Genomic DNA, 16,172 nt, shown 5'->3' with positions numbered 1-16,172 from the left:
CGCCCGCGTTGTTTTCTACGGAGTTTCCCGTGCTGATCGATCGCCGTCTTCTGCTGGGTGCCGCCGCATCGGGGGTGGCGTTGGCGGCGGCGGGACCGGTGCTGGGGCGGTCTTCCCCGGCCAGCGGCGATCAGGCGCTGGAGGCGCTGCTTCAGGCGCTGGCCGAAGGGCTGATGCGGCGTTCGCCCGAAGAGGCGACGCGCAGCGATTTCGATACCGGCGTCCATGCCGGCCTGCGGGCGGCGCTTGATGATCGGTCGCTCGATGCACGCGCGGCAGAGCATGCGGCGGTGCGCCAGGCATTGGCCGACTTGCGCGCTATCGCGCCGGCGAACCTGTCCGGCCGCGCGGCGCTGGACCGTGACGTTGCGCTTTATGTTTACGAAACGCTCGACGATCTGCTTGGCCGCTATGGTTATGTCGACATAAACCTGCGGCCCAGCCCCTATGTCGTCAGCCAGATGAACGGCGCCTATTACTGGCTGCCCGAATTCATCGGCGGCCGCCACCCGATCGCGGACGCGGCGGACGTGGACGCATGGTTCGCGCGGCTGGCGTCACTGGCGACGGTGATCGATCAGGAAAGCGACCGCATCCGCCACGACGCGGGGCTAGGCGTCATTCCTCCCGATTTCGTCATCGCCAAAACCATCGCGCAGATCATCGGGCTGCGCGACCGGCCACCGCTGGAATCGGCGCTGATCGCTCCGGCGCTGGCAAAGATGGCGGCGCTGGGGCGGCAGGGCGATGGCGCCCGCGCCGAACGGATTTTCCGGGGTCGTATTGCCCCCGCGCTTGACCGGCAGATCGCGGCGCTTGAGGCGGTGGCGCCGCGCGCCGTCGATATCGCCGGGGTGTGGCGTCTGCCGGACGGCGACGCCTATTATGCCGCCGCGGTCCGGTCGAACACCACCGTCGCCATCGCGCCGGGCGACCTGCATCAGCTTGGGCTGGAACAATGCCGGGCGCTGATTGCGCAGATCGACACGTTGCTGAAGGGGCAGGGGCTGTCGCAGGGCAGCGTCGGCGCCCGTATCGGCGCGCTGAACAAGGACCCGCGCTTCACCGTCAGCAACGATGACGCGGGACGAGCGAAGCTGCTCGCGCTGGCGGAAGCGCATATCGCGGCGATCACCGCGCGCCTGCCGCAGGCCTTCGGCATCGTTGAAATGGACCCGATCGTCGTTCGTCGGGTGGCGCCCGCGATCGAGGCGGGCGCGCCCGGCGCGTTCTACAGCGGCGGCGCGCCCGGCCAGCCGGGGCAATATTCGCTCAACCTGCGCGACCCAGCGGAACATGCGACCTGGCGGCTGGCGACGCTGACCCATCATGAAGCCGTGCCCGGTCATCATTTCCAGTATAGCGTTCTGGCCCGCGCGCCGGCCCTGCCGCTGTTCCGGCGGGTCGTCCGTTTCTCCGCCTACACCGAAGGCTATGCGCTATACGCGGAGCAGGTCGCGGCGGAACTGGGCATGTTCGAAGGCGACGCGTTCGGCCGGATCGGCGAGCTTCAGTCGCAGCTGTTCCGCGCCGCGCGGATCGTCGTCGACACCGGTATCCACCACGAACGCTGGACCAGAGAGCAGGCGATCGCCTGGATGGTCGACAATGCCGGGGAACAGCCGCTGGCGACCGACCGGGAAGTGACCCGATATGCCGTCTATCCGGGGCAGGCGTGCAGCTTCAAGGTCGGGGCCACGCGGATCGCGGCGGCGCGGGAAGCGGCGCGCGCGACGATGGGGGCGCGCTTCGACGTGCGCCGGTTCCATGATTTCATCCTTACCTCCGGCCCGATGCCGATGGCCGTGCTGGAAAAGGCCGTCGCGCAATGGGCGGCGGCATGACCATATCTGGGCGGGAGCTGTGAACATGATGACGGGGCAACGGCGGCAATTCATTCTGGGGCTGGCGATGGCGGCCGTGGCGAGCGCGGCTTCCGCGCTGCCGAGCGCCGCGCCGATTGCGGCCCGGCACAGCGACAGGACGGTGGTGCTGACCGACGCGAATGTCGTCGCGATCGACGGTGGCGCGCCGATCAGAAACGCCGTGGTGGTGATCACCGGTGGCCGGATCGTCGCGGTCGGGCCGGCGGGAAGCACCGCCATTCCTGCCGATGCCGATACCATTTCGATGGGCGGCAAATGGTTGATTCCGGGCCTGATGAACATGCACGTCCACTTCGGCCTGAAACTGCCGGGGGCGGAAGGCGCGGCGCTGGCGAACGAAACCGATCCGCAAATGGCGCTGCGCATGGCGTCCAATGCCCGCCGGTCGCTGTTGTCCGGCGTGACCACCGTGCGGCTTATCGGCGAAGAACACGGTGTCGATTTCGCGGTGCGCCGGGCGATCGAAAAAGGCGAGATCATCGGCCCGCGCATCAAGACGGCGGGCGAGATCATCGTGCCGACCGGCGGCCATGGCTTTCTGGAGGCCGATGGCCCCTACGCGCTGGCGCATGCGGTCCGGGCGCAGATCAAGCAGGGCGCGGACTGGATCAAGATCGCGATTTCCGGCGGCATCGCCGATACGCATGGCAGCATAGCCGCCGCGCCGATGACCGACGCGGAACTGTCGACGCTGATCGAGGTGGCGCATCGCAACGGCATCAAGGTCAGCGCCCATAACGGCTCGCCGATTGCGGCGAAGCAGTCGCTGGCCATGGGTATCGACTGTTTCGAGCATGGCTATCACCTGACGGACGAAAACCTGAAGGAGATGAAGGCAAAGGGCGTGTGGCTGGTGCCGACCATCGTCGTCAGCCAGGCGGGCGCGCGTGAGTTCTACAAGAAGATCGGGTCTCCCGACTGGTATCTCGACCGTGTCGATTCGACCGGAAAGGACCATTGGGCGATGCTGCAAAAGGCGATCCGACTGGGCGTCAATATTGCCCTTGGCACCGATCAGTTCCCGTTCGAGCCCAATGGCGGCACCACCGCCACGGTGGCGGAAGCGGAACTGTATGTGCAAGCCGGGATGACGCCGCTGCAGGCATTGCAGGCGGCGACGACGCAGACCGCCCGGATGCTCGGCATCGACAAGGAAGTCGGCCGTATCCAGCCCGGCCAGTATGCCGACATCGTCGCGGTCGACAGCGACCCGACGGCGGATATCTCCGCCCTGCGCACGATCAGCTTCGTGATGAAGAGCGGTGCCGTGGTCCGCAACGACGCGCGCTGAGCAGGCCCCGGCGCGGCTTGCCGGTGCCGGTTCCGCCTGATGCGGCCCAGCCCGCTAACGCCGGACGCCGTTCTGCGCGGCGGTCCGGCGGTTGCGGTGGCGTTCATGACGCATCGTCAATCGCTTTCGTGCGGTGGCGGAAGGTAGGCGTTTGGGACCGGCTGATGCTGTCTGTGAGTGCGCTTCGCCATTTGCGGGCCGGTGGGTCTTCTCCTGCAACATATTGAGCATCGGCGCGTTTGGCGGGGCAGCGGGCAATCGCTGACCGGGCGGAAAGTGTGACCGGGGCGATGGGGGATGTGCCGACCCGCCGGAACCCGGTAATCACCGGTCATGAGCGAAGGGAGCGACGCATGAAGGCCAATCCAGTACTGATGCTTGCCGTGGTCGCGGCGCTGGCTGTCGGCGGCTGCGCGCCGGCGACGGATGTCGCGACGGCAGGCAACCCGGACCCGGCGCACAGCGCCCGCAACGCGCTCGACTGGGCAGGGGCCTATCGGGGGGTACTGCCCTGTGCCGATTGCCAGGGGATAGAAACCGTCGTCATCCTGTCGGCCGACGGCACGTTCCGGTCGCAGGCCAAATATCTTGGCAAGGGCGATCAACTGTTTTCCGAGGAAGGCCGCTTCACCTGGAACGACGCCGGCAACACGGTGACGCTCGCCGGCGCGGAGCCGTCACGCTATTTCGTCGGCGAGAACCGGCTGACCCGCCTGGCGCAGGACGGATCACGCATCACCGGCGCCCTTGCGGAGAATTACGTGTTGAGCAGGATCGGCGAAGGGGTGACCGAACGCTATTGGAAGCTGGTCGAACTGAACGGCCAGCCGGTGCCGGCGCTCCAGCGCGAGCCTTATCTGATCCTGAAGGCGGAAGGCGCGCGGATGAACGGCTTCGGCGGCTGCAACGGCTTTTCCGGTTCTTACGAGCTGGACGAGGCGACGGCGCGCATCCGCTTCGGTCAGGTCGCGTCGACCATGATGGCCTGCACAGAGGGCATGGATGTCGAAAGCGCGTTCCACCAGGTGCTGCGCAGCGTCGACAATTATTCGTTGAACGGCGACCATCTGACCCTCAACCGGGCGCGGATGGCGCCGCTGGCGCGTTTCGAGGCGGTCTACCTGCGCTGATTGGCGCAGCGGCGGGGGTCAGGTCGACAGATACCAGCGCTGGCGGCCTTCCAGCCCCAGCGCGGTCAGCCGGTCGCTGGCGAAGGCGCCGGTATCGATGCCGATGCGGTTCGGCTGTTCGTCAACCGCATCGGTGATCGTGTGGCCGTGGACGATCATGCAGCCATGGTCGCCGCGATAGTCGAGGAAATCGCCCCTGATCCAGCGCAGGTCGCTGCCGCTCTGCTGGTCCAGGGCGACGCGCGGGCGGATGCCGGCGTGGACGAACAGATAGTCGCCGATGCGGATCTGGTCCTCGAACCCCTTCAGGAACGCGATGTCGTCGTCGGGCACCTGTTTGCCGAGGCGGGTGCCAAGCGTGTCGAAATCCATCCCGTCATATTCAGCCGGCGGGATGCCGTAGCTGATGATCGTGCTGCGGCCGCCGATGCGGACAAGGAAACGCAGCGCCTGCCGGTCGCCGCCCAGCGCCTTCAGGAACACTTCCTCATGGTTGCCGAGCAGCATCCTGACCCGCATCGGCCCGGCGGCCACCTGCTTGACGCGGGCGACGACCCCAGCCGAATCCGGTCCGCGATCGATCAGGTCGCCAAGGAAGATCAGTGTTGTCGCGGCGGGACCGCGCGCGCGCTCGTCATCGGCGATGCGGTCGAGAAGAATGTCGAGCAGGTCGCGGCGGCCGTGGATATCGCCGATCGCATAGACCCTTTCGCCCGGCGGCACCGCATATTCGGGTTGCGGCTCGGCCATGCGTTTCAAAAGGCGTTTGAACACCATGTTCGTCCAGAATGATGAATGAGGGGTGCTATAGGCATCGATGGTTACGAATACACCCGCATAACCCGCAATTCAGGTGATTTGTTTCAGGCGTCGGCCCGGTCGAGCAGGCTGGCGGCATTTAGCCCCAGCCGGTCGATGGTCCGGCGGATGCGCGGCCATTCCTCGGTCAGGAACGCCTGCCGCTCGCTGGCACGGAGCCGGGCGGTGGCGCCGTCGGCGACGAACATGCCGACGCCGCGGCGCACGACGACCAGCGCATCGTCCTGAAACAGCTGATACGCCTTGGCGACGGTCAATGGATTGGCGCCCTGTTCGGCGGCAAAGGCGCGCACCGACGGCAGCATGTCGCCGTCCCGGTACCGGCCGTCGAGGATCGCATCGGCGATGCGGTCGCGCAGTTGCAGATAGACGGGGCGATCGTTTTCGGCCATGCTGCCTTAGTGCCTTAACACGGCATCGCGCGTCAAGCGCAATGCAGGTTTCCCGGCGGTTTCAGATGGTTGCCGCGCCGCGCCGCTGCTGGTTCAGCACCTCATAGGCCATCACCGCCGTCGCCGCAGCCGCGTTCAGGCTGTCGGCCTTGCCGCGCATCGGCATCTTGACCAGCAGGTCGCACGCCGCCTCGTAAGCGGGGGGCAGGCCGTGGGATTCATTGCCGACAAGGATGAACACCGGCGCCCGATAGGCGGGCGCCTGATAATCGGTGTCGGTGTTCAGGCTGGTGCCGACCAGCTGCCCCGGCCCGGCGCGCAGCCAGGCGATGAAGTCCGGCCATGCGGCATGGGCGATCGCCTGGGTGAACAGCGCCCCCATGCTGGCGCGCACTGCTTCGACCGAAAACGGGTCGGCGCTCTCGTCGAGCAGGATCAGGCCGCCGGCGCCGACCGCGTCGCCGGTCCGCAGGATCGTGCCGAGATTGCCGGGATCGCGCAGGCTCTGCGCGACGATCCAGATCGGCGCGGTCGCCCGGTCGATCGATTCCAGTGGCGTCAGCCGCTCCGCATAAACCCCGATCACCGTCTGCGGGTTTTCCTTGCCGGACAGCTTGTGGAGAATATCCGGCACCGTCTGGATCACGTCGCCGCCGGCTGCCTCCGTCGCGGCGGACAGGCGGCGGACGATCGGGTGGTCGGCGCTGTCGCGGGCGTGGAACAGCATCAGCGGCAGGGTGCCCGCTTCCTCCGCCTCGGCCAGAATGCGCAGCCCTTCGGCCAGGAACAGCCCTTCCGCCCGGCGGTGCCGCTTGTCGCGCAGGCTGCGGACGCGCTTGATCAGCGGGTTGGAATAGGCGGTGATCTCGCGCGGCATTTCAGTCCTCGCCGAACCGATCCTCGATCAGCTGCGCCAGCTGGGCCACCGCCAGCTCGGCGCCGTCGCCCTCGGCGCTGATCGTCACCTCATCGCCCATCGCCGCGCCCAGCATCATCAACCCCATGATCGACGTGCCGGTGACGCTGGAACCGTCCTTTTCGACGTGCACGGTCGCTTCAAGCCCGCTGGCCATCGTCACGAAACGGGCGCTGGCCCTGGCATGCAGCCCCCGCTTGTTGGCGATGCGGACGGTTCGGGCAATCCGGCTCACGCCGTCTCCCCGAGCACTTCCGATGCGACGGAGATATACTTGCGCCCCGCCTCGCGCGCGGCGGCGATCGCGTCCTTGACTTCCATCGTCCGGCGCGCGCCTTCCAGCCGGATCAGCATCGGCAGGTTGACGCCGGCGATCACCTCGATCTTGCCCGGCACCATCAGCGAAATCGCGAGGTTGGACGGGGTGCCGCCGAACAGGTCGGTCAGCACGATGACGCCCTGGCCGGTATCGACCGTCTCGATCGCCTTGGCGATTTCCGCCCGGCGCAGTTCCATGTCGTCTTCCGGTCCGATGCAGATCGTCTCGATCGCGGATTGCGGACCGACGACATGTTCCATCGCCACCACGAACTCGGCGGCAAGCCTGCCGTGCGTAACCAGCACTAAACCGATCATCTAATCCTCTGGAAACTGCGGTTCATACCGTTCATGGCCTGCCGTTGCGGCGATCCTCGATCGCGTCCTTCGGCGTTGTGGCCAGGTCGCGATGCTGGACCGTGGGGGAAAAACCGCCGGCGCGCAAGGTGGCGGCAACCCGCTCGGCGACATGGACGGATCGGTGTCTCCCCCCGGTACAGCCGAAGGCGACGCTGACATAGGATTTACCTTCAAGCGCATAGCGCGGAAGCAGCAGCAACAGCAGCGATTCGATCTGGGCGACGGCCTGCGCATAGGCGGGGTCTTCCGCCACATACGCGGCGACGTCGCCGTCAAGGCCGGTCAGCGGCCGCAATTCCCGGTCCCAGTGCGGATTGCGCAGAAACCGCATGTCGAACACCAGATCGGCATTGCGCGGCAATCCGCGTGCAAAGCCGAAAGACTGGATCAGCAGTGTCGTTGTCGCGCCGCGCTCGCCGGAAAACCGCGCGCGGATGTCATGCTGCAGGTCGTTGCGGCTGAACCCGGTGGTGTCGAGGATCACGCCGAAATCGCGGCGCAGCGGCGCCAGCAGCTCGCGCTCGCGGGCGATGCCGTCGGCCGCCGGCCGGTCGAGCGCCATCGGGTGGCGCCGCCGCGTCTCGGAATAGCGGCGCTCCAGCTCCGCGCCGGCGCAATCGAGGAACAGCGTGGTCAGTTCGTAAAGCGGGTCATCGCGCAGCGTCTGGATGCGGCGGATGATGCCGTCGGCGGCAAATCCCCGCGTCCGGCTGTCGATGCCGACGGCAAGCGGGCGCCCTTCGTCGGTCCCGCCGGCCGGTGGCGTGCGCAGCAGCCGGTCGAGCAGGGTCAGTGGCAGGTTGTCCACCACCTCCCAGCCCATATCCTCCAGCGTGTCGAGCGCGGTCGACTTGCCGGCGCCGGACATGCCGGTGATCAGCAGGATGCGTTTGCGCGTCGTCATGCCGGCAGGCCGTGGATGCGCAGCGCCAGCTCGACCTTGATCGGCGCGGATGCCTCGAACGGTAACACCGTCACCACCGGCACCGCGACGCCGGCGATGCTGTGCGCCTCCGGCGCATCCGGCATCCGCTCCACCGCGTCGTCGAGCCGGACGATCAGGCCAATCTCCACCCGTTCGCGGTGATAGTGATCGAGGATGCCAAGGCCGCGCACCTCGATCTTGCCGGCTATGGTCGCGGGCGCGGTGGCGATCAGCCGGGCGCCCTCGCGGGTCAGCAGCACCTGATCGTCGGACACCAGCAGCGCACCCCGGTCGATCAGGCGCAGCGCGAGGTCGGACTTGCCGCTGCCCGATCTCCCTTCGATCAACACGCCGCGGCCGTGGATCGACACCGCGGTCGCATGCACCATCTCGGTCGACAGGGTGGTCATGGTTGCGGCGCTCCCACGGCCGGCAGACGGATGACGAAGCTGGCGCCGGCCATGCCGTCGGTGCGGTCCTCGGCGGAAATCGTGCCATCATGGGCTTCAACGATCGTCCGGGCAATGGCGAGGCCGAGGCCGGAATGGCGGCCGAAGCCCTCGCCTTCGGGGCGCAGGCTGTGAAAACGGCGGAAAATCTCGTCGCGCTGGGCGGCGGGCACCCCCGGTCCCTCGTCCTCGACCCGGACGACGACGTCGCCGTCGACCTGGGTGGCAAGGACACGGACGACGCCGCCCGGCGGAGAGAAGGACACGGCGTTGTCGAGCAGATTCTCGAACACCCTGACCAGCCGGGACGGCTCGCCCATCACCACCGCCACGCCAATGCGCGGCCGGGCGAATGCAACGCGGACGCCGCTGTCCGGCTGGCGCGCCTCCCAGTTGCGGATCAGTTTTTCCAGGTGCTGGCCCAGGTCGATCGGCTCGAATTTGGCGCGGGACAACTGGGCATCGGCGCGCGCCGCCTCGGCGATGTCGGTGATCAGCCGGTCGAGCCGGCGGATGTCGTCCTGCACGATCGCCAGCAGTTGCGTCTGCGCGTCCGGGTCGCGGACGCTCGCCAGCGTATCGGCGGCGGAACGCAGCGAGGCGAGGGGGTTCTTCAGTTCGTGGGTCACATCCGCCGCGAACGCCTCGGTCGCGTCGATCCGCTGGCGCAGGGCCTGGCTCATGTCGGATACCGCGCGGGCGAGAAGGCCGATCTCGTCGCGGCGCGACGGCAGGCGCGGCACCACCACCTCGCGCGCCCGGCCCAGCCGCACGCGGACGGCGGCACGCGCCAGCCGGCGCAGCGGGCGGACGATGGTGCGGGCCAGGAACAGCGACAGCAGCACGGATACCAGGATGATCAGCGCCAGCACCACGCCCAGCCGGAACCGTTCGGCGCGGACGGTACGGGTGATCGCGCGCTCGTTGGCGGTGACGACCAGCCCGCCGCCGGCGGCAAGCGGCGACGCGGCGGTGATCATCGGCGTGCTGTCCGGCGCGCGCGACAGCCCGGCGGCGATCCGCTGCTGTTGCCGTGCCTCGCGCAGCAGCGGCCATGCGTCGGCGGTATCGCGCGCCGGTTCGTGGAACGGCGGCGGCTGGTCGGCACCGACGACGAAATCGATTGCCCGGTCCATGAAACGGGCGACATGGCGCTGCCACGCTTCCTCGTCGGGGTCGCGCAGGATGTAATTGGGCGGGGCCAGCCGCCAGCTGTCCAGTTGCAACGCGCCGTCCGCGCCATAGACGCGCAGCCGGGCGCCGCTGCGGTCGGCAAGGCGCAGGGCCAGCGCCGGGCGTGCCGCCGGGGTGGCGGTGGACAGCGCCTCCGCCATAAACCCCGCTTCGCGCACCGCCGCGTGCAGGCGGGAATCGATCAGCCGGGACCGGTAGCTGTCGAGGTAGAAGAAACCGCCGGCGAGCATGGCCAGCGCGAAGATGTTGACCGCAAGAATGCGCGAAGTCAGCGAGACCCGCGCCGACCAGCGCAGCTTGAGGGTTTCATCCTCAATCTTCGGAAAATCGGTATCCGGCGCCATACAGCGTCTCGATCGCCTCGAATTGTGGGTCGGCCTGGCGGAATTTGCGGCGCAGGCGCTTGATATGGCTGTCTATCGTGCGGTCGTCGACATAGACGTCGTCCTGATAGGCGGCGTCCATCAACTGGTTGCGCGATTTGACGACGCCGGGGCGCTGGGCCAGCGATTCCAGGATCAGGAATTCGGTGACGGTCAACGTCACCTCCTTGTCGGCCCAGGTGACCCGGTGCCGGGCCGGGTCCATCGCCAGCCGGCCGCGCAGGATCGGTTCGGCGACCGGTTCGCCATCCGTGTCGCCGGCCGGACCGAGCCGGGTCAGGTCGGCGCGGCGCAGGATGGCGCGGATGCGGGCGATCAGCAACCGCTGCGAAAACGGCTTGGCGATATAGTCGTCGGCCCCCATCGCCAGGCCCAGCGCCTCGTCCAGCTCGTCATCGCGCGAGGTCAGAAAGATGACCGGCAGCGCGGATTTCTCCCGTAGCCGGCGGAGCAGCTCCAGCCCGTCCATGCGCGGCATCTTGATGTCGCACACCGCCAGGTCCGGCGGGTTGTCGAGCAGCGACTTCAGCGCCGCTTCCCCGTCCGAATACAGGCGGGTGACAAAGCCCTCTGCCTGCAGCGCGATCGACACGGACGTAAGGATGTTGCGATCGTCGTCGACCAGGGCGATCACCGCCGACATCCCGATCCTCCTGAAAAACGGCCTCCGTCGCGTGCTAGACCAACGGGCGGCGCGCGGCAATCGCGCGAAGTTAATGACGTTCGTCGTTTGACCGGTCTGGCGCGTTTCGACTAGTGAAATCCCCCTGCATGGCAATTTTGAACGGGTGGGCCCCGGCGCGGGCAAACGCCCGTCGACCGGGAGAGTTTTGATCGTGTCCATCACCAAACCGTCATTCGCCCTCGCCGAACAGGGCATTACCACCGGCGCCACCGTCCACTGGAACCTGCTGCCCGCGCAGCTGGTCGAACTGGCGCTGGCACGGGGCGAAGGCATCCTCGCCAAGGACGGCCCGCTGGTCGTCGAAACCGGCGCCCATACCGGCCGGGCCGCCAGGGACAAATTCTTCGTCCGCGATGCGGAAACGGAGGACACGGTGTGGTGGGGCGACACCAACAGGAGCATGACGCCGGACCAGTTCGCCGCGCTGAAGGCCGATTTCCTTGCCGCGCTCGGTGCCAGCGAAACGCTGTTCGTACAGGACCTCTACGGCGGGTCTCAACCGGAATACCGGCTGAACGTGCGGGTCATCACCGAGCTTGCCTGGCACAGCCAGTTCATCCGCACGATGCTGGTCCGGCCGGATCGCGCGGAACTGGCCGGCTTCGTTCCGGAATACACGATCATCGACCTGCCCAGCTTCCGCGCTGACCCGGCCCGGCACGGGTCGCGTGGCGAAACGATCATCGGCGTCAGCCTGTCGGAAAAGCTTATCCTGATCGGCGGCACCAAATATGCCGGCGAAATGAAGAAATCGGTGTTCGGCCTGCTCAACTACCGCCTGCCGGTGCAGGGCGTGATGCCGATGCACTGTTCGGCCAATATCGGGCCGGGCGGCGATACCGCGGTGTTCTTCGGCCTGTCGGGCACCGGCAAGACGACGCTGTCCGCCGATGCCAGCCGCACGCTGATCGGCGATGACGAGCATGGCTGGTCGGACACCGCCGTGTTCAATTTCGAAGGCGGCTGCTACGCCAAGATGATCCGCCTATCGGCGGATGCGGAGCCGGAGATCTACGCGACGACCAAGCGGTTCGGTACGATCCTCGAAAATGTCGTCATCGACCGCGAGACGCGGGAGATCGACCTGGACGACGCGACGCTCGCCGAGAACAGTCGCGGCTCCTATCCCATTGATTTCATTCCCAATGCTTCGGCTGACAATATGGGGCCGGTGCCCCGCAATGTTATCATGCTCACCGCCGACGCCTATGGCGTGTTGCCCCCGATAGCCAAGCTGACACCCGAACAGGCGATGTATCATTTCCTGTCCGGCTACACCGCCCGCGTCGCCGGTACCGAAATCGGCGTGACCGAACCCACGGCGACCTTCTCCACCTGCTTCGGCGCCCCGTTCATGCCGCGCCACCCCTCGGTCTACGGCAACCTGCTGAAAGAACGGATCGCCAAGGGCGGCGTCGATTGCTGGCTGGTCAACACCGGCTGGACCGGCGGCAGCTATGGCACCGGCAGCCGGATGCCGATCAAGGCGACCCGCGCCTTGCTCAACGCCGCGCTCGACGGCAGCCTGAACGATGTCGCGTTCCGCACCGATCCGCATTTCGGCTTTCAGGTTCCGGTCAGCGCACCCGGCGTCGATCCGAATATCCTCGACCCGCGCGAAACCTGGGCGGACAAGGCGGCCTATGACGCGACCGCGCGGAAGCTGGTCGATCAGTTCATCGCCAACTTCGCCCAGTTCGAGGCGCATGTCGACGACGGCGTACGCCAGTCCGCGCCGCGCGTCGCCTGACGCACGGCGTCAATCGCTGATCCACAGTTCGACCGGCGTACCTCCCTGTCGAAGGACGGCGCGGATCGGCATCGCTTCCACCGGCCCAGGAGAGAGGGCGGCCTGATAGGTCGCCCTTTTCGCCGCGCCGCTGATCGGCAGGATGATCCGCCGGCTCGCCAGAATGGCGGAGAGGGTGAGTGACAGGCGCTGATGCGGTGCCGCCGGCGGGGTGACCGCGATGGTCAGCGCATCCGTTTCCAGCCCGGCGCGCAGTTCTGGCGCGTCGGGAAACAGCGATGCGGTATGCCCGTCCTCGCCCATGCCGAGCAGAATGATGTCTAATGGGCGGGGCAGGGCGCGGTAGGCCGCTTCGCAGCCGGGCTGACCTCCGCGCGCGTCCGCCGCCGCATTTTTCATCGGCACGAACGCGGCCGCTGCGGCACGATCGACAAGCAGTTCGCTGCGGACCAGGCGCTCGTTGCTGTCAGGATGATCCGGCGCGACCCAGCGTTCATCGACAAGCGCTACGGTTACCCGGCTCCAGTCCAGCGGCCGGCTGCGTAGAGCGTGGAATATCGGGATCGGCGAGCGGCCACCCGAAACCGCGATCAATGCCGTGCCGCGTTCGGCGATGGCGGTGGCGAGCGCCTGTCCGATCGCGTCGGCGATCGAGGCTGGCGTGGCATGGCTGTGTTCCGTCGTCATCGCGTGTATATGCCCGCGTCGGCGCTACGGCGCCACGGCCTGAAAGGTTTATGGAGGAAAGGGCGTTGGCGATGTTCACGCTGGACCCGGTGACGATTGCAATCGAGGGTACAATTGAGCGGTTTCCAGTTCGGCGTATCTATTGCGTCGGGCGGAATTACGCCGACCACGCCCGCGAGATGGGTGTCGATCCGGATCGGGAGTTTCCGTTCTTCTTCTCAAAGCCGGCGAGCGCGGTAGTCGCGAGTGGCGCGGTGCTGCCCTTTCCCAGTCGGACAGACAATCTGCATCATGAGATAGAACTGGTCATCGCGATCGGCGCGGCCGGTGAAAACGTCACCGTCGCCGACGCGGGGGCGCTGGTCTTCGGGCATGCCGCCGGGCTGGACCTGACCCGGCGCGATCTGCAGGCGGCCGCGAAGGCGGCGGGTGAGCCGTGGGACATGGCGAAGGGCTTCGATAATTCGGCCCCGGTCGGCGCGATCGTACGGGGTATGCCGCCGCGGTCGGGCCGGATCAGCCTCAGCATCGACGGCGCTGTCCGTCAGGACTCCGACATCGACCGGATGATCTGGAGCGTCGAGGAGATCATCACCGGGCTGTCGACCTGGGTCGCGCTTGCCCCCGGCGATCTGATCTTCACCGGCACGCCGTCCGGCGTCGGGCCGATCCGGCGCGGAGAAACGGTGCGCGGTGAGATCGCGGGAGTTCCGCCGGTTGAGGTGACGTTCGCGGTGTAGCCGAGTCGCCTCGTTCAGCCGGCGATCCGTTCGAAATGGCCGGTTTCGAACCCGGCGGTCAGCAGCGCTGCGATACGATCACCAACGACTTCCGGCGGCTTGACGGACGTCTCATCCTCGCCGGGGAAAGCGTTGGCGCGCATCCGCGTCCGCGTGGCGCCGGGATCGACGATCGCGACGCGCACCTTGCCGAGGTTGCGCTGTTCCTCCGCATAGGCGCCAACCAACGTTTCGAGTGCGGCCTTGGACGCACCATAGGCGCCCCAGAAGGCGCGCGGCGCCCGGCCGACGCTGGATGTGACGGCTATGACGCTGCCGCCACCCTGCGCCACCCGCAGCATTGGGTCGAACGCTGCGATCAGCGCCTGCTGCGCCGTAATGTTGAGCGTCAGTAGCCGCGCAAATTCCTTCGGGTCGATCGTCTGGACCGGCCCCAGACTGCCAAGCATCGCGGCATTCAGAACAAGCGCATCGAGCGCCGTCCAGCGTTCGGCGATCGCGGCGGCCAGACGGGCGACGCCGTCGCTGTCGACGAGGTCCATCGGCGCGATCGTCGCACTACCACCGGCGGCGTGAATCCGTTCTTCCACCTCCTCAAGTCCGCCGCTGGTGCGGGCGGTGAGCAGGACATGGGCGCCGGCGCGGGCCAGGGCCTCGGCGGTCGCGGCGCCGATGCCGCGGCTGGCGCCGGTTACCAGGACAAGGCGGTCGGCAAGGGGTTTTGTATCGGTCATGGCGGGTCTCGTTTGGGAACGACGGCAGGCGGGGCGGTCAGATCACCCGTTCGGCGAGCAGCGAAAGCTGGTCGGTGGACGCGCCAAGGTCGTCCTGATCGGTCAGGGTCGTCGGATAGTCGCCGGTAAAGCAGGCATCGCAGAATTGCGGGCGGACGGCGGCGCGGCGTTCCTGGCCAAGTGCCTTGTAGAGTCCGTCGATCGACACGAATGCCAGGCTGTCGGCGTGGATATAGTCGTTCATACCCGGCACATCGAGCTTCGCGGCGAGGAGCTTGGCGCGTTCCGGCGTGTCGACACCGTAGAAGCAGCTATGCCGGGTCGGTGGGCTGGCGATGCGCATATGCACTTCCTTCGCCCCGGCATCGCGCATCATCTGCACGATCTTGAGCGAAGTGGTGCCACGCACGATCGAGTCGTCGATCAGCACGATACGCTGCCCGGCGATCAGGGCGCGGTTGGCGTTATGCTTCAGCTTGACGCCAAGGTGACGGACCTTGTCGCCCGGCTGGATGAAGGTGCGCCCGACATAGTGGGAGCGGATGATGCCCAGTTCGAAAGGGATGCCCGATTGCTGCGCATAGCCGATCGCGGCGGGCACACCGGAATCCGGGACGGGAATGACCAGATCGGCGTCAACCGGCGCTTCCGTGGCCAATTGGGCGCCAATCGCCTTGCGCACGGTATAGACGGACGCGCCGTCGACAATCGAATCAGGCCGCGAGAAATAGACATGCTCGAAAATGCACGGGCGGGGGTTCATCGGCGCGAACGGGCGGATCGAGCGGATGTCCCCCTCGGTGACGATGACGATCTCGCCTGGGTCGATGGCGCGGACATATTCCGCGCCGACAACGTCGAGCGCGACGGTTTCGGAAGCGAAGATGATGGCATCGCCGAGCTTGCCCATGACCAGCGGGCGGATGCCGAGCGGATCGCGGCAGGCGATCAGCCCTTCCGGCGTCAGGCAGATCAGCGAGTAAGCGCCTTCGACCTGGCGCAGCGCATCGATGAACTTGTCGAGCAGCGTCCGATAGGCGCTGGTCGCGACAAGATGGATGATCGTTTCGGTGTCGGAGGTCGACTGGAAAATGCTGCCGCGCCGAACCAGTTCCCGCCGCAGCTTCAGCGCATTGGAGATATTGCCGTTATGGGCGACGGCGAAGCCGCCGCTGGCGAGGTCGGCATAGAGCGGCTGGACGTTGCGCAGCGCCGTTTCGCCGGTTGTCGAATAGCGGACATGGCCGCAGGCGACCCGGCCGGGCAGGCCGCGAATCACTTCGTCGCGGTCGAAGTTGCCGGCAACATGGCCCATTGCGCGATGGGTGTGGAAATGTTCGCCGTCCCAGCTGGTGATGCCCGCGGCTTCCTGGCCGCGATGCTGGAGCGCATGAAGGCCAAGGGCGGTCATCGCCGACGCGGTCTCGGCATTCCATATACCGAAAATACCGCATTCCTCATGCAGTTTGTCGTCGTCGAACGGATTGGTCGTCAGCATCGAATCCCGGCCCAC

General features: G+C 67.0%; 17 protein-coding genes. 5 read left to right on the top strand and 12 right to left on the bottom strand.

The genetic code is table 11. From position 1 onward, the window contains the following. The first annotated feature begins 29 nt into the window (after positions 1 to 29). The 3 genes from ACMT1E_RS07340 (at position 30) to ACMT1E_RS07330 (ending at position 4,307) form a co-directional block, all read left to right on the top strand. Positions 30 to 1,844, top strand: a complete 1,815-nt coding sequence (locus ACMT1E_RS07340) for a DUF885 domain-containing protein (protein WP_414903106.1) — start codon at positions 30 to 32, stop codon at positions 1,842 to 1,844. 25 nt (positions 1,845 to 1,869) lie between these two features. Next, entirely contained in the window at positions 1,870 to 3,177 is a 1,308-nt protein-coding gene (locus tag ACMT1E_RS07335) for an amidohydrolase family protein (protein WP_414903105.1), read from the top strand. Positions 3,178 to 3,530: 353 nt separating this feature from the next. Continuing rightward, positions 3,531 to 4,307, top strand: coding sequence for a copper resistance protein NlpE N-terminal domain-containing protein (locus ACMT1E_RS07330; RefSeq protein WP_414903104.1), 777 nt, complete (start codon positions 3,531 to 3,533; stop codon positions 4,305 to 4,307). An 18-nt stretch (positions 4,308 to 4,325) separates the two neighbouring features. Here the strand turns inward: ACMT1E_RS07330 and ACMT1E_RS07325 are convergent, their stop codons facing one another. The 9 genes from ACMT1E_RS07325 to ACMT1E_RS07285 all read right to left on the bottom strand — a co-directional run bounded on the left by ACMT1E_RS07325 (position 4,326) and on the right by ACMT1E_RS07285 (position 10,706). After that, a complete protein-coding gene (locus ACMT1E_RS07325; protein ID WP_414903103.1) occupies positions 4,326 to 5,084 on the bottom strand; it encodes a metallophosphoesterase family protein in 759 nt (252 codons plus the stop codon). A gap of 86 nt (positions 5,085 to 5,170) precedes the next feature. Further along, positions 5,171 to 5,518 carry a GntR family transcriptional regulator gene (locus ACMT1E_RS07320; RefSeq protein ID WP_414903102.1) on the bottom strand — a complete coding sequence of 116 codons (348 nt, stop codon included), beginning with the start codon at positions 5,516 to 5,518 and terminating at the stop codon, positions 5,171 to 5,173. Between the two features lie 61 nt (positions 5,519 to 5,579). Further along, the gene (locus ACMT1E_RS07315; RefSeq protein ID WP_414903100.1) at positions 5,580 to 6,395 is read right to left on the bottom strand and encodes a TrmH family RNA methyltransferase; all 816 of its coding nucleotides are present in this window, start codon (positions 6,393 to 6,395) and stop codon (positions 5,580 to 5,582) included. A 1-nt stretch (position 6,396) separates the two neighbouring features. Then, positions 6,397 to 6,669, bottom strand: coding sequence for an HPr family phosphocarrier protein (locus ACMT1E_RS07310; protein ID WP_414903097.1), 273 nt, complete (start codon positions 6,667 to 6,669; stop codon positions 6,397 to 6,399). Further along, positions 6,666 to 7,070 carry a PTS sugar transporter subunit IIA gene (locus tag ACMT1E_RS07305; protein WP_414903096.1) on the bottom strand — a complete coding sequence of 135 codons (405 nt, stop codon included), beginning with the start codon at positions 7,068 to 7,070 and terminating at the stop codon, positions 6,666 to 6,668. The genes ACMT1E_RS07310 and ACMT1E_RS07305 overlap by 4 nt, the downstream gene beginning before the upstream one ends. 31 nt (positions 7,071 to 7,101) lie before the next feature. Further along, complete coding sequence (gene rapZ / locus ACMT1E_RS07300; protein WP_414903094.1) at positions 7,102 to 8,016, bottom strand: RNase adapter RapZ; 915 nt, start codon at positions 8,014 to 8,016, stop codon at positions 7,102 to 7,104. Further along, entirely contained in the window at positions 8,013 to 8,447 is a 435-nt protein-coding gene (locus ACMT1E_RS07295; RefSeq protein WP_414903092.1) for an HPr kinase/phosphorylase, read from the bottom strand. Before ACMT1E_RS07295 ends, rapZ begins: the two co-directional genes overlap by 4 nt. Further along, the gene (locus tag ACMT1E_RS07290) at positions 8,444 to 10,024 is read right to left on the bottom strand and encodes an ATP-binding protein (protein ID WP_414903090.1); all 1,581 of its coding nucleotides are present in this window, start codon (positions 10,022 to 10,024) and stop codon (positions 8,444 to 8,446) included. The genes ACMT1E_RS07295 and ACMT1E_RS07290 overlap by 4 nt, the downstream gene beginning before the upstream one ends. Beyond that, positions 9,993 to 10,706, bottom strand: coding sequence for a response regulator transcription factor (locus tag ACMT1E_RS07285; RefSeq protein ID WP_414903088.1), 714 nt, complete (start codon positions 10,704 to 10,706; stop codon positions 9,993 to 9,995). Before ACMT1E_RS07285 ends, ACMT1E_RS07290 begins: the two co-directional genes overlap by 32 nt. 193 nt (positions 10,707 to 10,899) lie before the next feature. On the opposite strand from ACMT1E_RS07285, the gene ACMT1E_RS07280 reads away from it, so the two are divergent. Then, complete coding sequence (locus tag ACMT1E_RS07280) at positions 10,900 to 12,498, top strand: phosphoenolpyruvate carboxykinase (protein ID WP_414903087.1); 1,599 nt, start codon at positions 10,900 to 10,902, stop codon at positions 12,496 to 12,498. Between the two features lie 9 nt (positions 12,499 to 12,507). On the opposite strand, the gene pgl is transcribed toward ACMT1E_RS07280, so the two are convergent. Then, a complete protein-coding gene (pgl, locus tag ACMT1E_RS07275) occupies positions 12,508 to 13,185 on the bottom strand; it encodes a 6-phosphogluconolactonase (protein ID WP_414903086.1) in 678 nt (225 codons plus the stop codon). Positions 13,186 to 13,256: 71 nt separating this feature from the next. On the opposite strand from pgl, the gene ACMT1E_RS07270 reads away from it, so the two are divergent. Beyond that, positions 13,257 to 13,925: a fumarylacetoacetate hydrolase family protein gene (locus ACMT1E_RS07270; RefSeq protein ID WP_414903314.1), complete on the top strand. Its 669-nt coding sequence runs from the start codon at positions 13,257 to 13,259 to the stop codon at positions 13,923 to 13,925. 14 nt (positions 13,926 to 13,939) lie between these two features. Here the strand turns inward: ACMT1E_RS07270 and ACMT1E_RS07265 are convergent, their stop codons facing one another. Next, positions 13,940 to 14,659 (bottom strand): SDR family NAD(P)-dependent oxidoreductase, encoded by a 720-nt coding sequence (locus ACMT1E_RS07265; protein ID WP_414903084.1) that lies wholly within the window; start codon positions 14,657 to 14,659, stop codon positions 13,940 to 13,942. A gap of 37 nt (positions 14,660 to 14,696) precedes the next feature. Further along, the gene (gene purF / locus ACMT1E_RS07260) at positions 14,697 to 16,157 is read right to left on the bottom strand and encodes an amidophosphoribosyltransferase (protein WP_414903082.1); all 1,461 of its coding nucleotides are present in this window, start codon (positions 16,155 to 16,157) and stop codon (positions 14,697 to 14,699) included. Positions 16,158 to 16,172: the final 15 nt, after the last annotated feature.

The sequence above is a fragment of the Sphingomonas flavalba genome (assembly GCF_047553045.1).
Lineage (GTDB): Bacteria > Pseudomonadota > Alphaproteobacteria > Sphingomonadales > Sphingomonadaceae > Sphingomonas_L > Sphingomonas_L flavalba_A.
The sequence above is the reverse complement of the archived record's forward strand: the minus strand, read 5'-3'. Positions and strand labels throughout refer to the sequence as shown.